The sequence below is a fragment of the Dyella sp. OK004 genome (assembly GCF_900114495.1).
In the GTDB taxonomy this organism is placed as follows: Bacteria; Pseudomonadota; Gammaproteobacteria; order Xanthomonadales; family Rhodanobacteraceae; genus Dyella_D.
In genome coordinates, this window is the sequence record NZ_FOZI01000001.1 from 1,044,516 (window position 1) to 1,066,929 (window position 22,414).

25 protein-coding genes are annotated in these 22,414 nt (G+C 64.3%); 8 read left to right on the forward strand and 17 right to left on the reverse strand.

Annotated elements, in window-relative coordinates:
* Nucleotides 1-113 precede the first annotated feature (113 nt).
* The 13 genes from BM338_RS04615 to BM338_RS04675 form a co-directional block, all read right to left on the reverse strand.
* A complete protein-coding gene (locus BM338_RS04615) occupies nucleotides 114-1,514 on the reverse strand; it encodes a LysM peptidoglycan-binding domain-containing protein (RefSeq protein ID WP_090449630.1) in 1,401 nt (466 codons plus the stop codon).
* A gap of 9 nt (nucleotides 1,515-1,523) precedes the next feature.
* Nucleotides 1,524-2,264: a hypothetical protein gene (locus tag BM338_RS04620; RefSeq protein ID WP_090449631.1), complete on the reverse strand. Its 741-nt coding sequence runs from the start codon at nucleotides 2,262-2,264 to the stop codon at nucleotides 1,524-1,526.
* A gap of 7 nt (nucleotides 2,265-2,271) precedes the next feature.
* Complete coding sequence (locus tag BM338_RS04625; protein WP_090449632.1) at nucleotides 2,272-2,757, reverse strand: hypothetical protein; 486 nt, start codon at nucleotides 2,755-2,757, stop codon at nucleotides 2,272-2,274.
* On the reverse strand, nucleotides 2,754-4,061 hold the full coding sequence (locus BM338_RS04630) for a FliI/YscN family ATPase (protein ID WP_090450113.1): 1,308 nt from the start codon (nucleotides 4,059-4,061) through the stop codon (nucleotides 2,754-2,756). Before BM338_RS04630 ends, BM338_RS04625 begins: the two co-directional genes overlap by 4 nt.
* Nucleotides 4,062-4,071: 10 nt before the next feature.
* Nucleotides 4,072-4,707 carry a FliH/SctL family protein gene (locus tag BM338_RS04635; protein ID WP_090449633.1) on the reverse strand — a complete coding sequence of 212 codons (636 nt, stop codon included), beginning with the start codon at nucleotides 4,705-4,707 and terminating at the stop codon, nucleotides 4,072-4,074.
* Nucleotides 4,704-5,360 carry a hypothetical protein gene (locus BM338_RS04640; protein WP_090449634.1) on the reverse strand — a complete coding sequence of 219 codons (657 nt, stop codon included), beginning with the start codon at nucleotides 5,358-5,360 and terminating at the stop codon, nucleotides 4,704-4,706. Before BM338_RS04640 ends, BM338_RS04635 begins: the two co-directional genes overlap by 4 nt.
* Before the next feature lie 7 nt (nucleotides 5,361-5,367).
* Nucleotides 5,368-6,168, reverse strand: coding sequence for a type III secretion system inner membrane ring lipoprotein SctJ (sctJ, locus tag BM338_RS04645; RefSeq protein ID WP_090449635.1), 801 nt, complete (start codon nucleotides 6,166-6,168; stop codon nucleotides 5,368-5,370).
* A gap of 10 nt (nucleotides 6,169-6,178) precedes the next feature.
* On the reverse strand, nucleotides 6,179-6,583 hold the full coding sequence (locus BM338_RS04650) for a hypothetical protein (RefSeq protein ID WP_090449636.1): 405 nt from the start codon (nucleotides 6,581-6,583) through the stop codon (nucleotides 6,179-6,181).
* 27 nt (nucleotides 6,584-6,610) lie between these two features.
* Entirely contained in the window at nucleotides 6,611-6,955 is a 345-nt protein-coding gene (locus tag BM338_RS04655; RefSeq protein WP_218156292.1) for a hypothetical protein, read from the reverse strand.
* 138 nt (nucleotides 6,956-7,093) lie between these two features.
* Nucleotides 7,094-8,392: an FHA domain-containing protein gene (locus BM338_RS04660; RefSeq protein WP_090449637.1), complete on the reverse strand. Its 1,299-nt coding sequence runs from the start codon at nucleotides 8,390-8,392 to the stop codon at nucleotides 7,094-7,096.
* Nucleotides 8,393-8,408: 16 nt separating this feature from the next.
* Nucleotides 8,409-10,352, reverse strand: a complete 1,944-nt coding sequence (sctC, locus tag BM338_RS04665) for a type III secretion system outer membrane ring subunit SctC (protein ID WP_177229217.1) — start codon at nucleotides 10,350-10,352, stop codon at nucleotides 8,409-8,411.
* A gap of 69 nt (nucleotides 10,353-10,421) precedes the next feature.
* A complete protein-coding gene (gene sctV, locus BM338_RS04670) occupies nucleotides 10,422-12,491 on the reverse strand; it encodes a type III secretion system export apparatus subunit SctV (protein ID WP_177229218.1) in 2,070 nt (689 codons plus the stop codon).
* A 369-nt stretch (nucleotides 12,492-12,860) separates the two neighbouring features.
* Nucleotides 12,861-13,193 (reverse strand): FliO/MopB family protein, encoded by a 333-nt coding sequence (locus tag BM338_RS04675; RefSeq protein ID WP_177229219.1) that lies wholly within the window; start codon nucleotides 13,191-13,193, stop codon nucleotides 12,861-12,863.
* Between the two features lie 93 nt (nucleotides 13,194-13,286).
* Here BM338_RS04675 and BM338_RS04680 point away from each other — a divergent pair, with 93 nt between their 5' ends.
* Genes BM338_RS04680 through sctT form a run of 6 tightly spaced genes read left to right on the forward strand, consistent with a single transcriptional unit; the run spans nucleotide 13,287 to nucleotide 17,700 of the window.
* Entirely contained in the window at nucleotides 13,287-14,378 is a 1,092-nt protein-coding gene (locus tag BM338_RS04680) for a sensor histidine kinase (RefSeq protein WP_177229220.1), read from the forward strand.
* Nucleotides 14,378-14,974 carry a response regulator transcription factor gene (locus BM338_RS04685; protein ID WP_090449641.1) on the forward strand — a complete coding sequence of 199 codons (597 nt, stop codon included), beginning with the start codon at nucleotides 14,378-14,380 and terminating at the stop codon, nucleotides 14,972-14,974. The genes BM338_RS04680 and BM338_RS04685 overlap by 1 nt, the downstream gene beginning before the upstream one ends.
* Nucleotides 14,975-14,977: 3 nt before the next feature.
* Nucleotides 14,978-15,967 carry a hypothetical protein gene (locus BM338_RS04690; protein WP_090449642.1) on the forward strand — a complete coding sequence of 330 codons (990 nt, stop codon included), beginning with the start codon at nucleotides 14,978-14,980 and terminating at the stop codon, nucleotides 15,965-15,967.
* Nucleotides 15,954-16,619, forward strand: coding sequence for a type III secretion system export apparatus subunit SctR (gene sctR / locus BM338_RS04695; protein ID WP_090449643.1), 666 nt, complete (start codon nucleotides 15,954-15,956; stop codon nucleotides 16,617-16,619). The genes BM338_RS04690 and sctR overlap by 14 nt, the downstream gene beginning before the upstream one ends.
* Nucleotides 16,620-16,628: 9 nt before the next feature.
* Nucleotides 16,629-16,895, forward strand: coding sequence for a type III secretion system export apparatus subunit SctS (sctS, locus tag BM338_RS04700; protein WP_090449644.1), 267 nt, complete (start codon nucleotides 16,629-16,631; stop codon nucleotides 16,893-16,895).
* Nucleotides 16,896-16,908: 13 nt separating this feature from the next.
* Nucleotides 16,909-17,700: a type III secretion system export apparatus subunit SctT gene (gene sctT / locus BM338_RS04705; protein WP_090449645.1), complete on the forward strand. Its 792-nt coding sequence runs from the start codon at nucleotides 16,909-16,911 to the stop codon at nucleotides 17,698-17,700.
* Nucleotide 17,701: 1 nt separating this feature from the next.
* On the opposite strand, the gene sctU is transcribed toward sctT, so the two are convergent.
* Nucleotides 17,702-18,775, reverse strand: a complete 1,074-nt coding sequence (gene sctU / locus BM338_RS04710) for a type III secretion system export apparatus subunit SctU (RefSeq protein ID WP_090449646.1) — start codon at nucleotides 18,773-18,775, stop codon at nucleotides 17,702-17,704.
* Nucleotides 18,776-18,925: 150 nt separating this feature from the next.
* Between sctU and BM338_RS04715 the strand changes: the two genes are divergently transcribed.
* Entirely contained in the window at nucleotides 18,926-19,207 is a 282-nt protein-coding gene (locus BM338_RS04715; RefSeq protein ID WP_090449647.1) for a hypothetical protein, read from the forward strand.
* A gap of 28 nt (nucleotides 19,208-19,235) precedes the next feature.
* Nucleotides 19,236-19,907, forward strand: coding sequence for a hypothetical protein (locus BM338_RS04720; RefSeq protein ID WP_090449648.1), 672 nt, complete (start codon nucleotides 19,236-19,238; stop codon nucleotides 19,905-19,907).
* On the opposite strand, the gene BM338_RS04725 is transcribed toward BM338_RS04720, so the two are convergent.
* From BM338_RS04725 to BM338_RS04735, 3 genes are all read right to left on the reverse strand, one after another.
* On the reverse strand, nucleotides 19,904-20,515 hold the full coding sequence (locus tag BM338_RS04725) for a GNAT family N-acetyltransferase (protein ID WP_090449649.1): 612 nt from the start codon (nucleotides 20,513-20,515) through the stop codon (nucleotides 19,904-19,906). The two genes, BM338_RS04720 and BM338_RS04725, sit on opposite strands and share 4 nt — an antisense overlap.
* Nucleotides 20,516-20,614: 99 nt before the next feature.
* Complete coding sequence (locus BM338_RS04730; protein WP_090449650.1) at nucleotides 20,615-21,400, reverse strand: DUF6683 family protein; 786 nt, start codon at nucleotides 21,398-21,400, stop codon at nucleotides 20,615-20,617.
* A gap of 104 nt (nucleotides 21,401-21,504) precedes the next feature.
* Nucleotides 21,505-22,146, reverse strand: coding sequence for an EscF/YscF/HrpA family type III secretion system needle major subunit (locus BM338_RS04735; RefSeq protein WP_177229221.1), 642 nt, complete (start codon nucleotides 22,144-22,146; stop codon nucleotides 21,505-21,507).
* Nucleotides 22,147-22,414 lie beyond the last annotated feature (268 nt).

A 22,414-nucleotide genomic window follows, 5' to 3' on the forward strand; every position in this document is an offset into this window, starting at 1 on the left:
TAAGACCGAGCGATAACGCCACTGGATTCCGGCCTTCGCCGGAATGACGAAGTTGGAAGGGATATCGCAAGGGTTGAACTCTCAACCCAACCCTCTGAAGAAAGGCGCAGGCTTCAAGCATCGGGCGACGAATCGCCCCACAAATACCTCGGCGGCAATCGCCCCCGAAACTCCGCCCAATCCACCCCGGCCGGATACCGCCCACTCCCCACCTCACGCAACGGCAACCGCCCCCCTTTCCGCGGCCGACACCGCACACTCAACTTCCGCCGCCGCCGACGCATCGCCGCCACCGCCGCACGCCGACGCCGCCCCTCATCATGATCCTGCCCCCGCTGCGCTTCCTCTTCCGCTTCGGCCTTCTTGCCACGCGCCGAATTCACCTCAGTCTTGCCGCCACGGCGGCCACCCAAGGTGCGCTCTTCATCGCCAATAGCACCCACACGACGCATGCGATCGTTGACCAGCGTGAACTCAAGACTGCGCCCCGCGCCCAGATTGATGCTGCGCCCTGCACGCATGCTCGCTGCATGCGCTGCCACGGCCTGTGGATCGATGAATCCCGGCGCCTGCACATTCGCCACACTGGTACCACCGGACGAAGCCTGCCCCAACTGTGCCGCCAGCAAGGCCATGATCTGCAGCTTCGCTTCATTGCCGTCGACTACCGGCGCCGCGACGCTCCAGTTCACCGCCGGCGCCACTTGCGCGAATGCCACCGGCGAAGCCATCGGCGTGGCGAGGAGATTCGGGCGCGTGCCATCCAGCCATGGCATGGGCGGCGGTGGCGGCACCGATTCGGAATGGTGCTGCTGATTCATCGCTGCCTGCGCCATCGCGCCGGCCACCTGGGCGAAGCTAAGCATCACGCCATCAGCGCGCGCCGTCGCCAGTGAGGACGAAGGCAGGCCGGTGGCCACCACGCTGCCACGATCCGCGCTCGGCACATAGTTCACCGGCGCGGTACCAGGACCGGTAGCGCCCGGCCAGACGCTGCCTGCGAGCGGCTGCTCGCGCCCGACCATCAGCGCGGTATCGGTCGTGTTGAGCAGGCCGGCGGCAATCAATGGCACCGACTGCGCATTCGCACCCAGCGACAAAGATAGGCCGAGACGCAAACCATCGACTTTGTCGCTGCCGCGAAGGGCATCGGCAAGATCGGGCGGCAGCGGCAGTTCGCGCGGGCTCGACGGACCATTCGCGCCATCATTATTTTCGCGGCCGTAGCCATGACCGTTGTCGCCACCGAGTGCGCTGCGAATATCCCCAAGGTTTGACGTCGGCAGCTGCACGGTCAGGCCGGGGGTCAGCGGCGTGTCGGCGCGAAGCCCGGGATTGGACTGCAGCAGGCCGTCGATTGGCAGCCCAAGTTTTTCCGCAATGGTATTGATCGTGTCGCCGGGCGACATTGCGAAGTTGAGCAGCACATGGCCATTGCCTTGCGCGCCGTGGCTTCCGCCGCCACCGAGCAGCTGGATTACCGGATCGTTCTTGAGGAGGCTTTCGATACCCATGACGGCACCTCAGCTCAACAGCACGGGGTCGATCTCCAGCTCGCCAAGCTGTTTGCTGGCGAAGCGTTCGATCAGCTGCGGCGCGCTCTCAAGCAATTGCCGGTAGGCCTCGGTACCGCGCATATCGGCGCGCAGCTTCCAGCCCTTGTCGGTACGGCTAAGCCACAGTTCGGCGCCGGGCAGCACGCCGTTCTTGAGGGTGATCATGATCTCGCGTGCCTGCGCGGAGCTGCGCGAGTTCGCGTCCGGCACCAGCAATTGCTTGACGTGCCGTTCGATCAACTCCGCGAGCGCCGGTGACAATGCCGCCTGCATGGCCGGCGCGGGCTGTTCCGCCGTTTGCAGCAGCACTTGTTGCGCCTGATGCAAAGCTTGCGGGCCGGCGGCGGCAAAACCCTGGTCATTGTCCTGACCGCTATCGGCGTCCGCTTCCTGATGATCGTCGCCGTCGCCGCGCGGCGGCAGCGCCAGCGCCTCATCACCTGCAGCATCCAGCTGACGCTGCAACAGATCCCGCAGTGCCTGTTCCTGTTCTTGCAACGACTTGTGCCCGGTTACCGTGGTGCCCGATACCGTCTCTTCGCCATCCTTGCCGTGCTGAGTGACGGTACCGTCCATCAGCTTACGGAAGCGTTGCACCTCTTCACGTCCGCGTACCGGATCCTGTTTGTCCTTCGCGCCGCGCGGGGTATGCGCGTGATGCACGGGATGAACATCGCGCGTCGTCGTGGAGCTGGATTCATTGCGCATAGCGACCTCAGCGTAGGTGGGCCTGGCGCAGGGACAGCTCTTCCAGGCTGTGCTCCTCGCGCAATTCCACACGGTTGCGCATCTCGCGCAGCCAACCCTGTTTCATTTCATCCACCGCATTGAGCTTATTGCGCGCCTGACGCCATGCCGTCGCCGCGAGATCGAGTGCGGCCTGTGCTTCCGCGCAGTCGCGTTCGCGCGTTTCCAGTTCGATGCGGCGCTGACTGATGTGCTGATCCAGCAAAGCCAGGTGGCGCTCGTAGCGCTCCACCGCCAGCGCCGTGGGCTGACCCGTTGCGAACATGCCGGTCCACGCGCGATCAGCGAAATCCTGCCGCTTGAACTGGGCCTGCTGCAGCCGCTCGTCGGCCGCGGCACGCTCCTGTTCGGTGAGCTGCCAGCGCTCGCGGCACTGCTTGAGTTCGCTTTCCAGCGCACGCAGGCGAATGCCGCGCACGGCGCACAAAGGCTCCAGCGGAAAAGTGGTGCTCATGTGCATACTCCAGCCAGACGCGAACGAGTGGCAGCGAAATCGGCCGCCTCATGCGTGCCTTGGCGCAATAGTTGGTTGATGGCATCGATGCGCGCGATGGCGGTATCCGCGTCGGCATCACCGCCGGGCTTGTATTCGCCCAGCTGCAACAGCATTTCGATCTCGCGGTACTTGGCCACATAGCGCCGCAGTAGACCGGCAGCGCGCTGATGGGTGCCCTGGGTAACGCGCGGCATCAGTCGGCTCGCGCTGGCCAGCACGTCGATGGCTGGGTAATGGTTGGCCTGCGCCAGGCGGCGCGAGAGATAGATGTGACCGTCGAGGATCGAACGCACTTCCTCCGCGATCGGATCGTTGCCGTCTTCGTCTTCCATCAACACGGTGTAGAACGCGGTGATCGCGCCCTTCTCATTGGTACCGGCGCGCTCGAACAGCCGCGGCAGCGCGGAAAACACCGAAGGCGTGAAACCGCGCCGCGATGGTGGCTCGCCCATGGCCAGGCCCACATCGCGCAAGGCGCGCGCGAAGCGCGTCACTGAATCCATCATCAGCAACACATTCATGCCGCGGTCGCGGAAGTACTCCGCAATCGCCGTACCCAGCCAGGCAACACGGCTGCGTTCCAGCGCGGGCCGGTCGGACGTAGCCACCACCACCACGCTGCGCCGCAGGCCTTCCTCGCCCAGACTGTCGTGCAGGAACTCGCCCACCTCGCGCCCACGCTCGCCAACCAGCACGATCACGTTCACATCGGCCTGCGCATTGCGCGCCAGCATGCCCAGCAAAGTGCTCTTGCCGCCGCCGGCCACCGCGAAGATGCCAGTGCGCTGGCCGCGACCGATGGTGAGCGTGGCATCGATGGCGCGCACGCCGGTCGGCATGGCTTCGTCGATCGCTTGCCGGCTCAGCGGGTTAGGCGATGCCGCGTAGAGCGGTACGCGCTCCACCCGCTCCAGCGGACCAAGGCCGTCGAGCGGATCGCCATGCGCGTCGATCACGCGACCGAGCAGGCTCACGCCGGCCGGCGCGGTGGCCTGTTTACCGGTCGCCGTCACCGTCGTTGCGGTGGAAATACCTTCCAGCGGACCCAGCGGTGTCAGCAGCGTCTGCTGCTGCGACACGCCGACCACTTCAGCCGGCAGGCAGAAACCGCTATCGGCCTGTTCGAGCAGGCAGAGTTCACCGATCGCCGCGCGCACGCCGGTGGCGCGTACCAGCGTGCCGTAGGCCTCGGCTACGCGCCCCACGCGCTGCAGGGTGTCGCGCTTGCTCAGGGCGAGCAGCAGCGGATCGTCGCCAGGCACCACGAGGCTTTCAGGCGTCGGGACGTTCACGGCGTCCTCCCGTCTGCTCGGCGGCGGCAAGGATCACCCGCGCCTGTTCGAGCTGTTCGTTGAAGCCGGCGCGCACCATGCCGCCGGCGGATTCGATGATGCAGTCGAAGCGATCCAGTTCCGGATCGCCGATGATTTCGGTATCCGGCGCGGCCGCCGCGCCAAGTGCCGCGACTTCGGCACGCGCCTGCTCCGCCACGTCGGGATGCACGCGCACCAGCAGGTGCGGCTCGAACACCAGCTTCTGCATCGCCTCGGCCACCAGCGAAGCGACCAATCGTTCCGCACCGATGACCGGTGCGATGTGTTTGACCACCGCGATGGCGATCTCGCTGGCGCGGCGGCGCAGTTCAACGGTGGCGGCGGCGCGCGCCACCACCAGCGCTTCCAGCGCTTGCGCGCAATCGCGCAGGCCGCGTTCACGCCCCTCCACCAGCCCTTCGAACTTGGCCTGTGCGCGGATCTGTTCCACTTCTGCCTGCGCCTGCCGCAGTACGGCGTTCGCCTGATCCAGGATGCGCTGAGCTTCCTGCAAAGGCGTCCAGGACTCGGCGGGGATCACCCCGGTGTCGAGGTACAAATGGAAGCGATCGCTATCGGCAAACAAGGCATTCATTCCGGCGGAGCCTCTGCCGCGCCGGCTTCGTCGCTCTCGCGAGAAGAAGCCAGCAATTCGGCCACGGTACCGGCGGGCAGCCAGCACTCTTTGATACAAGGCAAGGCCGGCGCGCTCGCGTAAGCCAGCGCCAATCGCTCGGCAAGCCGGGCATCGCTACGGCCGGCATGACCGAGGAACTCGATCTTGCCGCGCTCGAACACCGCATCGCGCAAGGCCTGCGCATCACGCTCGCAACGCTGCATAGCCGCACGTCCCATATGACGCACAGCTTCCGGTGCAGCACCGCGCCACGGGTCGGCTGCCTGCGCGCGGCGCCATGCATCCAGTCCGAAGGCTTCTCGCAAAAACAACACTTCGCTGCGCTCCACCGCGACACGCAGGGCGGGACCGAAAGCAACGGCGCCCAGTTCGTGAGTGAAGCTTTCCAGCGTTGTATGTGGCCAGTGCAACCAGTCTTCCGTCTCGATCCAGGCCTGCCAACGCTCATGATCGGGGGCGAAGACCGTCGGCGCGGCTCGCCATGCCGCGCGCGCCAGATGCCTGCGACCGAGCGCGGAGCGCCGTGCCTGTTCTAACAACGCGACAGGCACACCAGCGCAACGCTCCGCATGCAGGCCATCGAGCAAAGCCTGTGCATGCTGCCGGCGCATGGCTTGCTCAGTGTTCACCGGATGCCTCGCGGCGCGTCATCGCGCGCGATGGATGCCCCATCAACGCGTTGCGATTGCGCCACAGCAGCAAGCCGGCCAGCAACACCGCCAACGCCGCGAAACCGATCAGCAACAGCGAGGCCACGTCGCCGCGCATGCCGCCAGCAATCACACCAGCGTGGGCTGGTGCTGGCGTCACCTCGGTCGGCGCGCGCTGAAAGAACTGCACCGTGACGCGGCTGGGGTCGCTCAAGCCCTCGGTACCGGTCATCACCGCCGCCTTGATATCCGGCGCGCGGCTCTCGATGCCGGCGTTGGGTCGGGCGATGATCACCACCGAGGCCGATCCGCTGGCTGGCTTGTCGTCGAGCGGACTCTTGTCCGGCAGTGACAAGTACACATACGCGTCGATCACACCGTCGAGTTTGCGCAGCGTGTTGCCCAGCAGCTGCTCACGGGCATAGATGAAGCGCTGCTTGTCCTCCATCGGCGACGACACGAAGCCGTCCTTCTTGAACATCTGGCCGATGTTGTCGACACCCTGATGCGGCAGGCCGGCGTCGCGCAGTATTGCTACCGCCGCCGGCATATCGTGGCGATCCAGCAACACCTGCCAGCCTTCGCCACGCTCGGCCGGGCGTTTCTCCGCGTCGACACCGCCGTTGATCAGTGCGGCCACCACGTCGTTGGCCTGCTGCTCGTCCAGCCTGGCGTACAGCACATCCCGGCTGCAGCCGGCCAGCAGCCCCAGCAGCAGTGCCAGGGCCGCAAGCCGTCCCATTCGGCCGATGTTCCACGGCTTGGTCATCGCATACGCCTCAGGACTGCTGCCGGAACAGTTGCTGCACACCTTCCGAGCTGCGGTTGGCCACGTTGCTGGTCAGCTCAGCCTGGAACACCAGCTCGTGGCATTTCAGCGTCATGTCGATCACCTGGCTGGGCGACAGGTCGCGCCCGTTCGCCTTCATCGCCTCAGACAGACGGCCAAGCTGGTTGGCGCGACCGTTGAGCGAGTCAAACTGGCTGAGCACCGCCTTGAAGCCCGCCGACATTTCGTGCGACACCGGCGTCACCTGCTCGTTCTGCACCACGTTGGCGGGCGTGGCGTCCGCAAAAGTCTGGCGGAATTTGGCCACGTCGTCGACGTGCGCAGGCGTAGCGGCCTTGGGTTCGGTCGCCGCGAAATGGGCGACGTTCACCATCTGGGTCGGAAGCACATTCATGGTCATCCCTCCTGGCATCGCGCCGGGTTACTGCTTGCGACCCAGGGTTTCCAGCGCCTGGCCCACGGCGTTGTTCGAGGTGGCGGCATTGGTGGAAAGGAACTGCATCTTCAGGCTCTCGGCGGTGAGCTGGGTCATCACCGACGGCTGATCCGCGCCACCGTCGCTCACCTTGGACGAGAGATCGGTGACTTTCGACGCCTGCTGATCGAGCGCGTTGCCCCAGGCCTTGGCCATGGCTTCGAACCAGCTCTTGGATTGATCGACGCTGGCCGACTGGCCCGCGGCGGCGCTGCCGGCGCCGATGGTGGTGTTGATGCTCGGAAACTGACTGACGCTACCGTTGCCATTAATTGAGTTGTTGCTGCTCATGCTCGTCTCCCTAGGTGATAACGGGGCCGCGCCGAACGGTGGGCTCCGGATGATGCGGCGGCCAGGGCCACCGCGTTCGGCGTCGGGCGGCGATGCCGTCCAGCGCCAGCGGGCTGCAAAGCCCGCCTGTTGCTCGTTTCAACGACTGCCATTGCCGTGATGTTTCGCGGCAACCACAGGTTCCGCGGTATCGGCAGGCGCTGCCGCCGATACCGCCGCGGCCGGGTTGGCCGGCGGCAGCAATACCGACGCGGCCTCGTCGTCCAGCGGTTGTGGCACCTGGTAGTCGTCGTGCTTGTTCAATTGCATGTATCGGTTGTCGGGCATGCGCATGAGGATGCTTCCCTCCGCGCTGACATTCAGGAACACACCGCCCTGCGGCAGCAGGTTCCCCGGGTAGTAGCGCGACTCGTCGCGCGTGATCAGGTACGGGTCGTGGCCGCTGACCACGTGGCGGATGCGCTTGCCCGGATCGGGTTTGACCGGCTCCGGCGTGCGCTCGTCGTAGTTCTTCAGCGCCAGGCTGAGGCCCAGCGCATCGGTGTTGAGGTTCTGCATATCGCTGGAGCCGAGCACGTCTTTCTGCACGCGCTCGGCCTTGGCGATGTCGCCGAAATGGCCACCGACTTCCACCCCGCCCTGGTCGAGCAGCTTGGTTTCCACCGTGTAGCCGTGCATGGCGAAGATGTCATTGACCTGCTTCTCCACGCTGGGCCAATCGCGCACGGTCAGTTCGGTGATCAGGCCGGCGTCCGACAGTCTGCGCTTGAGTTCGGGCAGCTGCGCCACGTTGCCCACCACGCCACGCACGATCAGGCGACCGCCTTCGCCGCTGTTGGCGCTGACATGCATCAACGACATGCCACGCAACACGGCGCGCACCTTGTCGAGCTGGTCGGCGACGCTTGCACTGCGCACCTGCACGGTGGGATGCGTGACTTTCCAGCTGCCGATCAATACCAGCCCCGCCACCGCTAGCAACAGGCCAGCCATCACCAGCACGCCGCGACGGCGGCCGGCAAGCTGGCGTTCGGTCAATGCCGATACCTTTGCATCGGCCGCGTCGGCCAGCGCTTGCCAGCGCTCGCTCCAGTGCGGTCCGACGGCGAGCTGCACGTCGCCCAGGCGCACCATGGCGAAGTGTTCCAGACTCACGTTCTCGCCCACCGCCACATGGCCGTCGTGGGTTTCCACCGCGCCATCCATCGCACGCAACAGCACTTGGTCGCCCATCACGGTGAGTACGCAGTGATGGTTGGCGATGTTGGCATCGCCGAGCATCAGATCGCAGTCGTCGGCCTGGCCGATCATCAGGATGCCGCGCTGCGGCAGGCGCAACTCGGCACCCGCATGTAGGCCACTGAACACGCGCAGGGCCAGTTGCACCTTGGGTGGTGAACTAGGTGGGCGGTGTTTGGCGGTCGGCAGGGCGCTCATGGCGACATCACTCGGGCTAGCGATTCTTGGCGGCAGGAACGGGCGCGGGCGCCGCAGGTATCGGCTGCACGATCACCGGCACCGGCGTGGGCTGTTGCACGTTGCTTTTCTTGTGGTTCCACCAGGCCTCGTCGCTGGCCTGCTTCTTGTCGATCTGTTCCTGGCTCTCCATGCTCACCTGCGGTGAACTCGGCGTCTGTTGACCGGTGATGTGGTTGAGCATCACCAGTCGCGGCGTGATCAGGAATAGGCGCTCGGTATGTGCGCGCTGCTTCTCCACGGTCTTGAACAGATAGCCCAGCAGCGGCAGATCGCCGAGCAGCGGAATCTTGTGCTCGTTGTTCTTCGACTGATCCTGGATCAGGCCGCCCAGCAGCAGGCCCTGTCCGTCCTGGATGAATGCCTGCGTGTTCACCGCGTTCTGGCTGACGATGGGGTACTGGATGTTCTGCGCATCCTTCGGCGAATAGGTGATATTGCCGTCCTCGATCTGCACCATCATGCGGATGTGCGGCGCACCGTTCTCCTGCACCACGTGCGGCGTTACGCGCAGGGTGGTGCCGGCCATCACGTTGTAGAGATCGGAGTTGTACGCGCCCGCGACCGGCACGTAGACGGTCTGGTTGCTCTGGATGACCGCCTCGGCATCGTTCATCGTGATCACCTGCGGACGGGTGACCACATGCGCGATGCCATCGTCTTCCAGCGCATTGATGTTGGCCACGAACTTGGCCGGATTGCCCAGGATCGTGCCGATCTGCAGGCCGTTGTTGAACAGACTGGGCAGGCCACTGGTGTCGCCGAGGCCAAGCGCGGCCAGCAACAGCGCCTTGTTGGCGACGGAGTCGGCCTGGGTCTGGTTACCGCTGGTGAAACCCACCGTGGTGCGATGGTTGCGATAGAACCAGTTGATGCCGAGCTGCCGCGCCTTGCTCTTGTCGACGTCGATGATGGTGGCTTCGATCTCCACCATCTGCGGCGCTATATCAAGCTGGCGGATCAGCTCGTCGTACATCGGCAGGCGGTCGGGCGTGTCGCGCACGATGATGGCGTTGCGGAAGCTGTCGGCGACGATGCGCGTATCGCCACCACCCGATACCTCCTCCAGGCTGCCGCGCTGACTGGATGGCCCCAGCGGCGCGTTGGGCGGTGTCAGGCCATCGTCGCTATTGTCCTGTGCCGGCACGCTGTAGTTACCCAGCGGCGGCGGCGGTTGTTGGCCCGCGCCAGCCAGTCCCTGCCCCCGCAGGCCGCGCATGCGCGGCGAGGCCAGGCGTTCGCTGGCGCCGCTGAACTGGCCGGAGCCCTGCTCGCTCACCAGCGCGCGCAGCACGCTCGCTACACCTGGAATGGTGACCTGGCGATTGCCCAGCGTCATGGTGGTGTCCGAGGCCCAGGCATATTTCAGCGGATAGAACTTGAAGCGCGTGCTGACGTTCTGGCCGAGGCCGGCCACCGTCTGCGACATCTGCTTCACTTGCTCGCCGAAGCGCTTGGTGCCGGTGATGGTGACAAGGCCGGTGCTGGGTTCGAGCTTCCACACATTACCGCTGGCGGAGTCGGCCCAGTTCACGCTGGCCATGGCCGACATGAACTGTTGCTCCAGCGGCAGTGGCACGCTGGTGTAGTCAGTGATGCGCTCGGAATCCAGATAGACATAGACGGCCGAACCGTCCCAATAGGCGAGCAGGCCATTGGTGTCGGCGATCTTGCGCCATACCTGCGCATAGGTGCCCTTGAAGCTGCCATTGACGGTACCGCTGCGCGCGGCGACCTGCGGACTGAGCACGACCTCCAGTCCCTGATCGTGGAAGAAATCCGGCAGGATCTCGCGCAAAGATTTATCGGTCTGGATCTCCGTCGTGCTCTTCTTGAACGGTATGGCTGCCGCCTGCGTCATCGCGGCGAACAGCATCAGGCCGAGCGCGACCACGCAGGTCAATGCCCGCCTGGTGTCCATGCCGACCATCCTTCCCCTGATGTAGCCCATCTGCCTGGATTCCTTGCCTGTCATCGATTGAGGGCCGCCTTAGGCAGCCAGTTGTCCCACTGGCACCAGACGCAGGTCGGGCACCAGCTCTTGATAAGAAAGCACCGGGATGTCGGCGTACTCAGCTTCGGTGAGCTTGCGCAGATGGCGCCGCACGTCCATTGAGCTGAGCAGCACCATCGAGTTGCCGTGTTCACCGCGCGCGACTTCGCCGATCTGCGCCAGCAGGCGTGCGGCGAGATCCGGCTCCACCGCCAGCTGGGTGCCAGCCGGGCCGGTGTGCACAGAGCGGCGCAGGCGCTCTTCCAATTCCGGACGCGCCACCAGCACACGCAGCACCTGACCGTCGTCGGAGTACCGATAGCTGAGGTGGCGACGCAGGGCCATGCGCACGTATTCGGCGACCAGCACGATGTCCTTCTCGCGGCTCGCCGCGTCGGTGATCGCTTCGAACACATCGCGCAATTGACGGATCGGCACGCGCTCTTCCACCAGACGCTTAAGCACTTCGGCCACGCGCTGCGGCGAGACCACGCGCAGCATTTCACGCACCAGGTCCGGATAGTCCCGGCTGAGGCCGTTGGAGAGATTGGAGGTTTCCTGGATGCCGACGAACAGGGCCAGATGCCGTTCCAGCGCCATGCGGATGTGTTCGTGCAGCATCTGCGGCGCTTCCAGCGCCTGCGCATGACGCGCGCTGTCGCGCGCGACCCAGCGCCCAGGGAAACCATGCGTGCCTTCGGCAGTCAGCGCATTGGCCTCTCCCTCCGGCGCGGAAGGCAGGGCGGCGCGACCAGGCAGGAACAACTGACCAGGTCTCAGCACACCATGGGCGATGCGCACGCCGTAGGCGTATAGCGCATAGCCGTGCTCGGGCAAATTCAATCCGGCGCGCAGGGCTGGCTTGGGCAGCGGCACGCCGTATTCCTCGCGCAAGCTGCCCACCACTTGCCGGAACAGATTGCGCACCTGGGTGCTGCCCAGCGATTGCAACGCGGACATGTGCACTTCGAGCATCAAGGGCGCGGAAGGCAGCAGTGCATCGCTATCGGCCACATCGGGCGGCAGCAGTTCCGCCTGGCTTTCCGGCACCTTGAACAGCCGGCGAAGAAAGCCTACGCGCTCACGCATGCGCCACGCCGCGATGCCCACCAGCACCATGCCCAGCGGCAGAAACACGATGATCGGGAAGCCCGGCACCAGCATCATGCCCAGCGCAATGCAGCCGACGATCATGGTTACGCGCGGTTCGCTGGAAATCTGCTTCGCGATGATCGCGCCAAGGTTGCGTTCTTCCTCATCACCGGCGGTGCGGGTCACGATCAGGCCGGCCGAGATCGACGCCAGCAGCGCCGGAATCTGCGCCACCAGGCCGTCACCGATGGTCAACACGCTGTACGTATGCACTGCGTCGCCCAGGCTCATGCCGTGCATCATCACGCCCACGCCCAGACCGCCCAGCAGGTTGATCACGATAATCACGATGCCGGCGATGGCGTCGCCCTTGACGAACTTCATGGCGCCATCAAGCGAGCCGTGCAGCTGGCTTTCGATTTCCAGAAGGCGACGGCGACGGCGGGCCTCGTCCTTTTCCAGCAGGCCCGAGCGCAGATCGGAATCGATCGATAGCTGTTTGCCGGGCATGGCGTCCAGCGAGAAGCGGGCGGCGACTTCGGCGACGCGTTCTGCGCCTTTGGCGACCACGATGAATTGCACAACGGTGATGATCAGGAACACCACCAGGCCCACGATCAGGTTGCCGCCCACCACCATGTTGCCGAAGGTGTCGATGATGTGGCCGCCGTCGGCATTGAGCAGGATCGAGCGCGTGATGGCGATCGACAGCGCGAGGCGGAACAGCGTGGTGAGCAACAACACGCTGGGGAAACTGGAGAACGCAACCGGCGCAGGGATATAGATGGCGATCAGCAGCAGGCCGACGCCGATCAGCATGTTCAGCGCGACCAGCGCATCGATCGCCACCATAGGCAGCGGCAGGATCATCAAGCCGATGATCGCCACCACGCCCGCGACGAGCACGAGGTCGCTGTAGCTGCGCGAGCCGCCCGGACCGGGCGCCAGGCGCGCGAGGATCGCCTCAAGCGCCATGGCTTGATGCTCCTCTATCGGCATCACCGCCTATGCCATGGCGACGACCCGTGACGCGACACGATGCTGGTGCGACAACGCTACGCAAAACACACCACTCCGGCAGCCGGACACACTCATCCCTAGAGCGTGCGATCACGCTCTCCACTGCCGTTGCCGATGCCGCCGCGCACAGAAAGCACGCGATCCACTTCAGCCGTCGCCCCCTGTCGGCGCTCGGTGAAGTGGGAACGTACACAGCGCCCCGGAAAATCGATACCTAGGGAAAACCCTAGGTTTTCAAATTCAGCGTTGTGAATATGAAGATCATTTGACAGACATATTCAAAACGTTTGCTTGAATAACGTTTACATCGTGATATTCGTCACATTATTTAGCGATGTCATCATTGCGTAATTCCGCGATCAGCTCGACCCGGTTCGGAGTGACCCCTAGCACCAGCCTCCGCCCTTGTGCATCAAGCACTACCACGCGTTCACGGGCACCAACGGCCACCGCCTGCACCACTTTCAGTGGCCCCGCAGGGCCCCGCAGGGACTGCCCCTTGCGCAACCACCATAACCACGCCAAGAGGGCCGCCGACACTGCAATGAGCGGTAACAAAAGGCCCAACCAAAGACTGCCGCCGTCGGGAGTATCAGCGGCCCATGCGGAGGCCGGCACAGATAATCCGGCCATGACGTTGCACAGTAATCTCTTCATGGCATTATTCCTTATCGAACAATCCGAACTTGGCCACTGTGTCTTTCGTTGGGGGACGAAGCGCGACACCTGCCTTATCGAGGGATGGTCACGATGCCTGTGACACGGATTCACCGCAAGCCGACGCATGCAGGGATTGCCTCCGCCGAGGATACGCAGGGATACGCGTGGATTGATGCATTGCCCTGGCCGTGCATCGTGTTCGCCCAGGAAGACGGACTCGCACTGGCCGACAACGCCGCCTTCCGCAACGAGTTTCCGCAATTTGACGACATGCCTTCACGCGACACCTTCGACGCCTCGTTCGAGCGCGTGGGCGAGCAAGGCCGTTGCCCGATCTATTACGCGAACGACACCCGGCGCTGGTATCGGCTCGAGCGCAGCGAGCTGTCGCTGGATGGTGCGGCGGAGGCGGTGTTCCTTATCAATATGAGCGAAGGCATCGACGCCTTGCGCCGCCATCAGGAGCAACACGAGCAGCTGCTGTCGACCTCGCGCATGATGAGCGTCGGCGAGATGGCCACCACGCTGGCGCACGAGCTGAACCAGCCGCTCGCGGCAGCGATCAACTACCTGGGTGGCTGCGAGCAGATCATCAGCCAGGATCCGCGCGGCGAGGAATTACTGCGCGGCATCCGCCTGGCGCGCCGGCAGACTGAACGTGCGGCGCAGATCATCGGCAGCATCCGCGAGTTTGTGCGCAGTCGCGAACCGCATCGGCAGAATCTGGATGCGCGCGCCCTGGTTCACGGCGTGATCGAGCTGCTGCGACTGGAGGCCGAACAACACCAGGTCAGCATCACCAACACCTTGCCGGAAGCTTTGCCTACGATCTTCGCCGACCGCGTGATGATCGAGCAGGTGCTGCTCAACCTGATCAAGAACGCGATCGAGGCCATGCGCGAGACGCCGCCGTCGAACCGGCGTATCCGCGTCACGGCGCGCCTCGATTACGACGATATGGTCGAGATCCGCGTAATCGACCAAGGCTGCGGCATCGGCGCCGATGACTTGTGCCGCCTGTTCACGCCGCTCTACACCACCAAACCGGACGGACTGGGCATCGGCCTGGCGATCTGCCGTTCGATCATCGAGTACCACGAGGGACGCCTGTTCGCTGAACCCAACCCGGAAGGGCGGTGCGGCTGCGCGATGGTGTTCACCGTGCCACGAGGGACCGTCTGATGACCCCAGCCAATGGGACACGTATTTATCTGGTTGACGACCATCAGGAGTTTCGCGAATCCTGCGTCTGGATCCTCGAACAGACCGGCTTTGAGGTGCAGGCGTTTTCGAGCGCGGAGTCGTTGCTCAAGGAGCTGTCGCGCAATGCGCCGACGGCGCGCAGCTGCATCGTGAGTGACATCCGCATGCCCGGCATGAGCGGGCTGGAATTACAGAGTGAGTTGTCGCATCGCGGGCTGGCATTGCCGCTGATCTTTGTCACTGGCCATGGCGATGTACCGCTTGCCGTGGATGCGATGCGCCATGGCGCAGCCAATTTCATCGAGAAGCCGTTCGATGCGCCGCTGCTGATCGAAGCGATCCAGACCGCGCTTTCTTCGCACGCGCCACAGGCCGCGTCCAGCGCGCTGGGGCATCTGACACGGCGCGAGCGGCAGGTGCTGGACGGCATCATGAGCGGCAAGCTCAACAAGGTGATCGCCGACGATCTGAAGATCAGCCCCAAGACGGTCGAACTGCATCGCGCCAACCTGATGGCGAAGCTGGGCGCGCACAACGTGGTCGAGCTGACCCGCGCTGTGCTGGGCCAGGGCTAAGCCGTGGCCGCCCTGGAGGCCGTGGTGGCCGCTTCTGTACCTGGCGATGGATTGCTGTCCGCGGCGCGTGCACTGTTGGCGCGCGGCAATCTTCTGCAACTAGCTTCCGAGCAGAGCGTGCTGATGCTGTATGCCGGACGCGGGCAACAGCATGCCGCCAGCCTGCCCTGTGTGCGGCTGGATCACGCTTACGGCTCGGTGCTGGTCGCGCTGGAACAGGAGAGCGGCGAAAGCAATCTGGGCGATGCGCGCTGGCAGGACTATGAAGGCGAAGCGCGCCTGCTCGCGTGGACGCTGGCGCACGAATCGCTGGTGAGCGCACTGGCGCGGCTGACCGGTCACGAGTTGCTGCCAGCGGCGTTCCTTGCCGCTGGAGGCGATCTTGAGCGGCTGTGGCTGGCGCTGATATTCCGCGACCATCAGGGCGCATTGTTGCAAGGCTGGCTGGCGCTGGGTCCCGCTGAGTTGCGCACGCTGGCAGCGCGCCAGGAGTGGACGCGTGATGCCACTTATCCGTCCCTGGTGAGCGATGCGACATCGCTGTCGCTGCGGCTGATCGTGGCCGGACGCACGCTCGACGCCGCCACGGTGACGGCATTGAAGCCCGGCGACGTGCTGCTGGTGGGCCACGAAGCCGATTGCGAAGGCCGGCTGCAACCCGACGAGGACACCGTGCGCAACATCTACGGCCTGCCGGAAGGTTGGGCGGTGCAGCGCCGCCAGGGCGAATGGACCATCTCGAATCGGCCGCTGATCGCCGTCGGCAGCGACACGGCACGCCCGCTGTTTTTGCTGACGCGCCTCACGCTGGATCTAGACGACGTCGGCGCCTTGCGCCCCGGCAGCACGCTGCATCACGACGCGCCGCTGATCGGCAGCACGGTGGGCATCATGCTCGGCGGGCGGCGCTTCGGCGAGGGCGTACTGGTGGCGCTGGGCGACTGGCTCGGCGTACGCATCGCGCAAAGGGAAGGTGAACATGGACTTCAATAGCTTCTCGCCCGCGCTTGTCATCACCATGGTGGTGGCGCTGGCGATGGCGCCGTTCGTGGCGGTGATGGTGACGTCGTTCACCAAGATCGTGGTGGTGCTCAGCCTGTTGCGCAACGCGCTGGGCCTGCAGCAGGTGCCGCCGAATGTGGTGATCAACGGGCTGGCGATCATCCTGTCGGTGTACGTGATGAACCCGGTGATCATGGACAGCTACAAGGACGTGCAGACGCAGATGAGCACGCAGGCGCCGGGGCCGATGAGTATGGAAAAGCTTGGCCAGATCGTGCAATCCGGCAAAGAGCCTTTGCGCCAGTTCCTGATTAAGCACAGCAATGAAGGCGAGCGCGGCTTCTTTCTGCAGAGCGCCAAGCGCCTGCTGCCGGCCGACCGCCAGGCAGACCTCACCGCCGAGGACTATATGGTGATCGTGCCGGCCTTCACGGTGAGCGAGCTGACGCAGGCGTTCCAGATCGGCTTTCTGCTGTTTCTGCCGTTTCTGGTGATCGACCTGGTGGTGTCCAACATTTTGCTGGCGATGGGCATGATGATGCTGTCGCCCACCATGGTCTCCCTGCCGTTCAAGCTGCTGCTGTTCGTGTTGCTCAGCGGCTGGGCCAAGCTGATTCACGGCCTCGTGCTGACCTACCAGTAAGGGGGCGATATGTACGACCAGGAAATACAGCTCGCCCGCGAAGCGCTATGGCTGGTGCTGGTGCTGTCCGCGCCGCCGATCATCGCAGCAGCCATCGCCGGCCTGCTGGTGGCCTTTCTGCAGGCGGCCACGCAGATTCAGGAGCAGACCTTTCCCTACGCAGTGAAATTCATCGTGGTGGTGATCGCGCTGCTGGGCACTGCGGCCATGCTCGGCGGCACGCTGTATAAGTTCGCCGACCGCTTGTTCAGCGGGTTCCCCGGCATGCTGCATTGAGCGCTGCGCCGCGATGATGGTTTTTTCGATCGAGGCCCTCGGCAATCAACTCACCGGTATCGCGCTGACGCTGCCGCGGATCGTCGCGGCCTTTCTGGTGCTGCCGTTGATGACGTCGGACACGGTACCTTCGCTGGTGCGCAACAGCTTCTACGTGAGCCTGGCGATCCTGGTTTATCCACTGGCCGCCGCGGCCAGCCCCAGTCTGACCGTGATGACTGGCAGCACCTGGATCATGGTGCTTGGCAAGGAATTTTTCCTTGGCCTGCTGATCGGCTTCTGCTTCGGCATGGTGTTCTGGGCACTGGGCGCAGCCGGCGCCGTGATGGACACCAAGGCTGGCGCCTCGATGGCGATGGACATGGATCCGATCGCCGGCCAGCAGAGCACGCTGACCAGCGTGTTCCTGATGCAGCTGGCGACCTGGCTGTTCATGGTGAGCGGTGCGTTCACCGTGTTTCTTGATCTGTTGATGTCGAGCTATGCGATCTGGCCGGTGGCGAGCATGCTGCCGCCGTTGAAAGCGGGCGGCATGAACTTCTTTGTCGGCCAGTTCAGCTATTTCATGACGGCGGTGCTGGTGCTGTCGGCGCCGGCGCTGGTGGTGATGTCGCTGGTGGATATCGCGCTGGGGCTGGTCAACCGTTACGCGCAACAGCTCAACGTGTTTGCGCTGGCGATGCCGATCAAAGCGTGGCTGTCGAGCTGGGTCTTGCTGCTGGCGCTGGGCGCGATGGTGGAAGTGGTGATGCGCAAGCTGTTTGAGAATCGTGGTTTGCTGCGGGCTTTGCAGCACATTCTCTGAGTCAGAGACCGTCGCGCGATTCGCGGATCGACTCCGCCCAACGCAGCAGTTCGGCCACGGCCTCGAAGAAATCGGACGGCAGGTAGTCGTCCACATCTACTTTCTCGTACAAGCTGCGTGCCAGGGTGACGTTGCGCATGATCGGCACGCCAGCCTCTTCGGCGGCCTGGCGGATCAGCGCGGCCTCGTGGTCCTCACCCTTGGCGACGATCACCGGCAGATCGTCCTCGCCTTGCTGATAGCGGATGGCAATCGCCAGATGTGTGGGATTGGTTACCACCACACTGGCACTGCGCACACCGGCCAGCGTGTTTTGTTGCGACCACTCCTGATGCAGCTGGCGGCGACGGCCCTTGATCATTGGGTCGCCTTCGTTGTCCTTCAGCTCTTGCTTGATGTCGCGCCGGCTCATCTTCATTTTCTTGGTGAAGGCGAAGCGCTGATAGAACGCGTCGAGCACCGAGACGAAAAAGAACACGAAGATCACGCCCGCCGCCAGGCGCTTCACTGCGACCCAGTGCGCTTCGCCCAGCGCTTCCGGCGCGGCATACGGCAGCAGGACGAACTGGCCGATCAGCGCGAACAGCACCCACACGAACAGGCCGATCAGCAGGCCGCTCTTGGCGATGGCCTTGATCACCTCCACCAGGTTCTCTTGCGAGAACAGCCGCTTGATGCCTTCGGCCGGATTCATGCGGCTGGCATCGGGCTTGAGCTTCTTGGGTGCAAATACCGGCCCCACCTGCAGAAATTCCACCAATACGCCGATGGCGACGGCACCGAGCAGGAAGGGCAGGGTGAGCCACAGGAAGCCTTCCAGCGTGGCCAGGCCTACCGTATGCAGTGCCTGGCCAAATGGCTGATTGAGCCCGAGTAGGGCAGTGTCGAACAATCCGTTCAATCGAGCGCGGACCAGCGGCATGCCCATCATCAGCATCAGCAGCCAGGCCAGCACTAATACCGTGCTGGTCAGCTCGCGGCTTTTGGGAACATCGCCTTCCTTGCGGGCGTCGCGCAGGCGCTTGGGGGTGGGTTTTTCAGTGCGGTCCCCGCTGTCCTTGTTCTGCCCGGCCATGAGTCGTTCGCCTGTGTACGCGGTCAACTCATGCTACGGCCATGCATTCGCCGTTCACCGTGACCCGGATGCCAGTGTGATCAAGCGCCGGGCATGCCACCACCTAGGGAATTCCCCAGCTGCTCCGATGCTTACGCGAGACCTAGACTGATGCCACGCATCGATCCGCCACCAGGTGCCATGAACCTTTCCGAGCTACCGTCGACATCGCTGACGCCCTCCCTTGCAGGGATCGGTGCCGCGCACGCCCTCGCGGGCCAGGGCGGCTCGGCCCGACTGCAGGCGGCGCACGGCAATCAGTTGCTGGGTCTGGACGTATGGGCCGGCACCAGCGCGGCCGAACGCCTGCTCAGCCGCCCCGGTGCGGCCACCGGCCCGGCCGGCGCGCAACTCGAACAGGTGATCAGCCACATCCTCGCGCCGCTCGGCTGAGCCGGCGCGCTGCCGCTAAGCTCATGTCATGAGCGCCCAACTGCAACCGCTGGCCGAACCGCTGCTGGAGACCACCCGGCGACTGATCGGCGCGCTGCAGCAGGAGCCTTCCACCGATTTGCGGCTGGTGCTGGCAAAGCGGCTGGTGCGCCAGCTGGGCGACGAGGCCTATCCGGTATTCCTGAAGATCCTGTTGATCGTTGCCGAGAGCGAGGATCTGCCGGCCAAGCAACTGGTGGCCGACCTGCTCGCGGCCGCTGCGCAACGCATGGATCTGCCCAGCGGCCAACTGAGCGCGTGGGGCAGCTCGGCGCGCACAGAGAGCGAGGACGCGCCCGCCTTCAGCCCGATGAACCGGCGGCGCCTGCTTGGGCCGCTCGAATACCTCACGGTATGGCATTGCCAGCAGACGCAGCGCCCGATGCTGGAAGAAGCGCTTTACGCCGACGCCATGCGCAAGCTGCTCACCCTGTTTGACCTCAATCCGCAGTTGCGCGCGCTATATGCCAGCAAGCTCGGCTCCGATGCGGGCGGTGAACTGGAAGGCACGTATACGCGTGATACCCGCGACATCCTGAGCCGGCTCGCACAACGTTGGCAGCGCGAAGACAGCACGCCGGACGACGTGGTGCGCGCGGCCTTGCGCGGCGATCTGCCCAGTGGCCCGGTGCCGCCGGGCTGGATCGTGCACCGGCTCTAAGCGTGTTCGACGATGGCTTCGGCTGCGCCCCAGTGCGCCGCTTCCAGCTCGAAACGTCGCGCCTGATTGCCGCCGTAGTCGCGCAGGCCGGTTTCGCGAAAACCGATGCGCGCGAGAATACGCGCGACTACTTCGTTGTCGGGATGGAAATAACCGACCAGCTTGGGCAAACCCAGCACAGCGAAGGCATGCCGGCATAACAGACGACCACCCTCGATGGCATACCAGCGGCCCCAGGCTTCGGGCGTGAGGCGCACGCCGATCTCCACTTCGCCGGAGGTTTCTATCGGCATCAACGAGAAGGTGCCGAGGAATTCGCCATCGATCGAATCGGCGCGCCAGATACCCAGCCCGCGATGCTTCTCGTAGATCTGATTGACCCACGCCACCAGCGCGGCCACCTCGATAAAGCGGGTGGGGCTGTCGTCCAGCAACAGTTGCTGCACTTCGGCGTGAGCGTATAGACGGCTAAGCCAGGGAATGTCGCCGTAGGACAGCTGGCGCAGACGGATACGCCGGCTGCGCGCGACTTCTTCGCCCGATGCGTGAGTGCCGGCGGCGGCCCGGGGCCGCGCTGCCTGTGGTTGACGTTGCGCGGTTTCGCCCATGGCCGCAGTCCCGAGTCGCTTGTGACACTCTGGCCCGGCGTTCGCGCCATTGGCTAGCTGGGGATTTCCCTAGCTTTGCACCTGTGGTTTAGGAAAACCTCATTGCAGCGACACGAAACCCTGCTCGGTCATCTTCACCGTGCGCAGATCAATGCCTAGTTTGCGCGTGGTGCTGTTGACGCCATCCTGCAGCTTGGCCAGCGCCATCTGGTCGCCCTTGCGCTCCAGCTCGTTGCGGGTCGCCGAGGCGATCATCGCGAGATAACCAAAGGTTTCGGACATCGATTGCTTTTGCGCATCCGTCATCGCGAGCAAGCGCGGGTTGCCGGCCAGGCCAGCCTGGATGCGCCGATGCAGCGCTTCTACGCCGGAGGGATAGCGCATGGCATCGCCGTTATTCACAACTTCCCACGAGAGCACGAGATACGCGGTCAGCACATCGGCCACGTTGTCGCTGGAATAGCCGTATTTGCCGAGCAGGCTGCGGAACTTGCCGATCACGTTGTCGCCCGCGAGCGAGCGCTGGAACGTCTGGGCTTTCGCCGCGTCGCCGCCTGAAAACGAGCGAGACACGTCCTGCAACACCTTTTCGCTCACCGCGCGGTCAGGCTGGAAACTCAGCTTGGCGACGGCGCTTGGCGGCGGTGCCGGCATATCCGCTGCCTGCGCCCGCATCGACGCATGGCTGGAGAAGCCGGGCAGCCCACTCGATACACGCCCGCGCGAGCGGTTCTCCGCCGCCTTGAGCACGGAGATAGTGCCGATATTGGTGAGGCCGACGTTCTGTACCGGCGAGATCGGCATGTCCATGCCTGAAAAATCCTGCGCGGCCAGCGGAGCGCTGAGCGCGAGCGAAAGCAGCAAGGTTCTCTTGAGCCAGATCATTGCCTTTCTCCGGAAACGACTTTGGGCGGGCCACAACGCGGCCCGCCCATCGTGCATATCCTTGCCTGACGCAGCGTGAAGGCTGCGCCGTTCCTGCACCACGATCACTGCTTGCGCGCGACCGTCGACAGGCCATCGCCGATGCTCTTGATGGCGGTGGAGATGGTATTCATCATCATGCCGAACTGCTGCGACAGGGTCTGGAATTCGGCCGAGGCTTTCGGATCCTTGCCGTCGAGATGGTTGGCCGCGTTGGTCATCTGATTGGCCAGCGAGTTGGCCTGCTTGCCCAGCGCGATGGCCATCGCCATCAACCAGCTGTTCTTGCCGCCCTTGGCCTGCACCGGGCCGTCCAGATCCACAGCGTTGTCCTTGGCGCTGTTGACGATCAGGTTGGCGAAGGTGTCCTGCAGATCGGCCTTGGCGCGATCGAGGTCACCGGTATAGGCGCCGTTCTGGCCCTGATGGTTGGCGAGGTTCAGTACCTGACTGGTGGCATTGCCGAGTTCATTGCTGCCCCAACCTTCCAACTGGGAAAAGCCTTCGTTCATGGCGCCGTTGAAAGCGCTCGAGGCCATGCTGCCGGCGTTATCGCCGAGCACCGAGGTGGCGGCCGAGGAGAAGGCGTCGCCGACCACCTGCGAGAACGCGGACGAAGCGAGCAGCGACGCGCCGCCGGTGAAATAGGTGGAGACCGCGTTGACGGCCAGGCTCATGATCGAGTCAAAGTTGATTCCGTGCGACATGGCGATACCTCTGCAATCGATGGGATGAGTGGTGGATGGCCCAACCGCCGCATCCCGGGATGCTTTGGTGGCCTCGCCCCGCGCAGTGGGAAATCCGTCTCCACGCACTGCCGTAGCTTTCGGGCCGTGGCGTGGAGTATCCGCAGCCGGTCGCTGCCGGCCAGCTAGGTCGATCCCTAGGCTAGGGTTATCCCGACGTGGGTGATCGCACCTTTTGCCCGAATGCGGAGTTCTTGGCTGACTGAAATGCCTGTCAACCATGGTTGAC

Bases quoted from the DNA above. Each gene is read 5' to 3' on its own strand.
- BM338_RS04625 (WP_090449632.1), bottom strand. From the start codon at position 2,757: ATGAGCACCACTTTTCCGCTGGAGCCTTTGTGCGCCGTGCGCGGCATT.
- sctV (WP_177229218.1), bottom strand. From the start codon at position 12,491: ATGGCGCTTGAGGCGATCCTCGCGCGCCTGGCGCCCGGTCCGGGCGGC.
- BM338_RS04735 (WP_177229221.1), bottom strand. From the start codon at position 22,146: ATGTCGCACGGAATCAACTTTGACTCGATCATGAGCCTGGCCGTCAAC.
- BM338_RS04680 (WP_177229220.1), top strand. From the start codon at position 13,287: ATGCCTGTGACACGGATTCACCGCAAGCCGACGCATGCAGGGATTGCC.
- BM338_RS04725 (WP_090449649.1), bottom strand. From the start codon at position 20,515: ATGGGCGAAACCGCGCAACGTCAACCACAGGCAGCGCGGCCCCGGGCC.
- sctR (WP_090449643.1), top strand. From the start codon at position 15,954: ATGGACTTCAATAGCTTCTCGCCCGCGCTTGTCATCACCATGGTGGTG.
- BM338_RS04685 (WP_090449641.1), top strand. From the start codon at position 14,378: ATGACCCCAGCCAATGGGACACGTATTTATCTGGTTGACGACCATCAG.
- BM338_RS04730 (WP_090449650.1), bottom strand. From the start codon at position 21,400: ATGATCTGGCTCAAGAGAACCTTGCTGCTTTCGCTCGCGCTCAGCGCT.
- BM338_RS04635 (WP_090449633.1), bottom strand. From the start codon at position 4,707: ATGAATGCCTTGTTTGCCGATAGCGATCGCTTCCATTTGTACCTCGAC.
- BM338_RS04660 (WP_090449637.1), bottom strand. From the start codon at position 8,392: ATGAGCGCCCTGCCGACCGCCAAACACCGCCCACCTAGTTCACCACCC.
- BM338_RS04675 (WP_177229219.1), bottom strand. From the start codon at position 13,193: ATGAAGAGATTACTGTGCAACGTCATGGCCGGATTATCTGTGCCGGCC.
- sctC (WP_177229217.1), bottom strand. From the start codon at position 10,352: ATGGACACCAGGCGGGCATTGACCTGCGTGGTCGCGCTCGGCCTGATG.
- BM338_RS04720 (WP_090449648.1), top strand. From the start codon at position 19,236: ATGAGCGCCCAACTGCAACCGCTGGCCGAACCGCTGCTGGAGACCACC.
- BM338_RS04620 (WP_090449631.1), bottom strand. From the start codon at position 2,264: ATGCGCAATGAATCCAGCTCCACGACGACGCGCGATGTTCATCCCGTG.
- sctS (WP_090449644.1), top strand. From the start codon at position 16,629: ATGTACGACCAGGAAATACAGCTCGCCCGCGAAGCGCTATGGCTGGTG.
- sctT (WP_090449645.1), top strand. From the start codon at position 16,909: ATGATGGTTTTTTCGATCGAGGCCCTCGGCAATCAACTCACCGGTATC.
- BM338_RS04655 (WP_218156292.1), bottom strand. From the start codon at position 6,955: ATGAGCAGCAACAACTCAATTAATGGCAACGGTAGCGTCAGTCAGTTT.
- sctU (WP_090449646.1), bottom strand. From the start codon at position 18,775: ATGGCCGGGCAGAACAAGGACAGCGGGGACCGCACTGAAAAACCCACC.
- sctJ (WP_090449635.1), bottom strand. From the start codon at position 6,168: ATGACCAAGCCGTGGAACATCGGCCGAATGGGACGGCTTGCGGCCCTG.
- BM338_RS04615 (WP_090449630.1), bottom strand. From the start codon at position 1,514: ATGGGTATCGAAAGCCTCCTCAAGAACGATCCGGTAATCCAGCTGCTC.
- BM338_RS04640 (WP_090449634.1), bottom strand. From the start codon at position 5,360: ATGCGCCGGCAGCATGCACAGGCTTTGCTCGATGGCCTGCATGCGGAG.
- BM338_RS04650 (WP_090449636.1), bottom strand. From the start codon at position 6,583: ATGAATGTGCTTCCGACCCAGATGGTGAACGTCGCCCATTTCGCGGCG.
- BM338_RS04715 (WP_090449647.1), top strand. From the start codon at position 18,926: ATGCCACGCATCGATCCGCCACCAGGTGCCATGAACCTTTCCGAGCTA.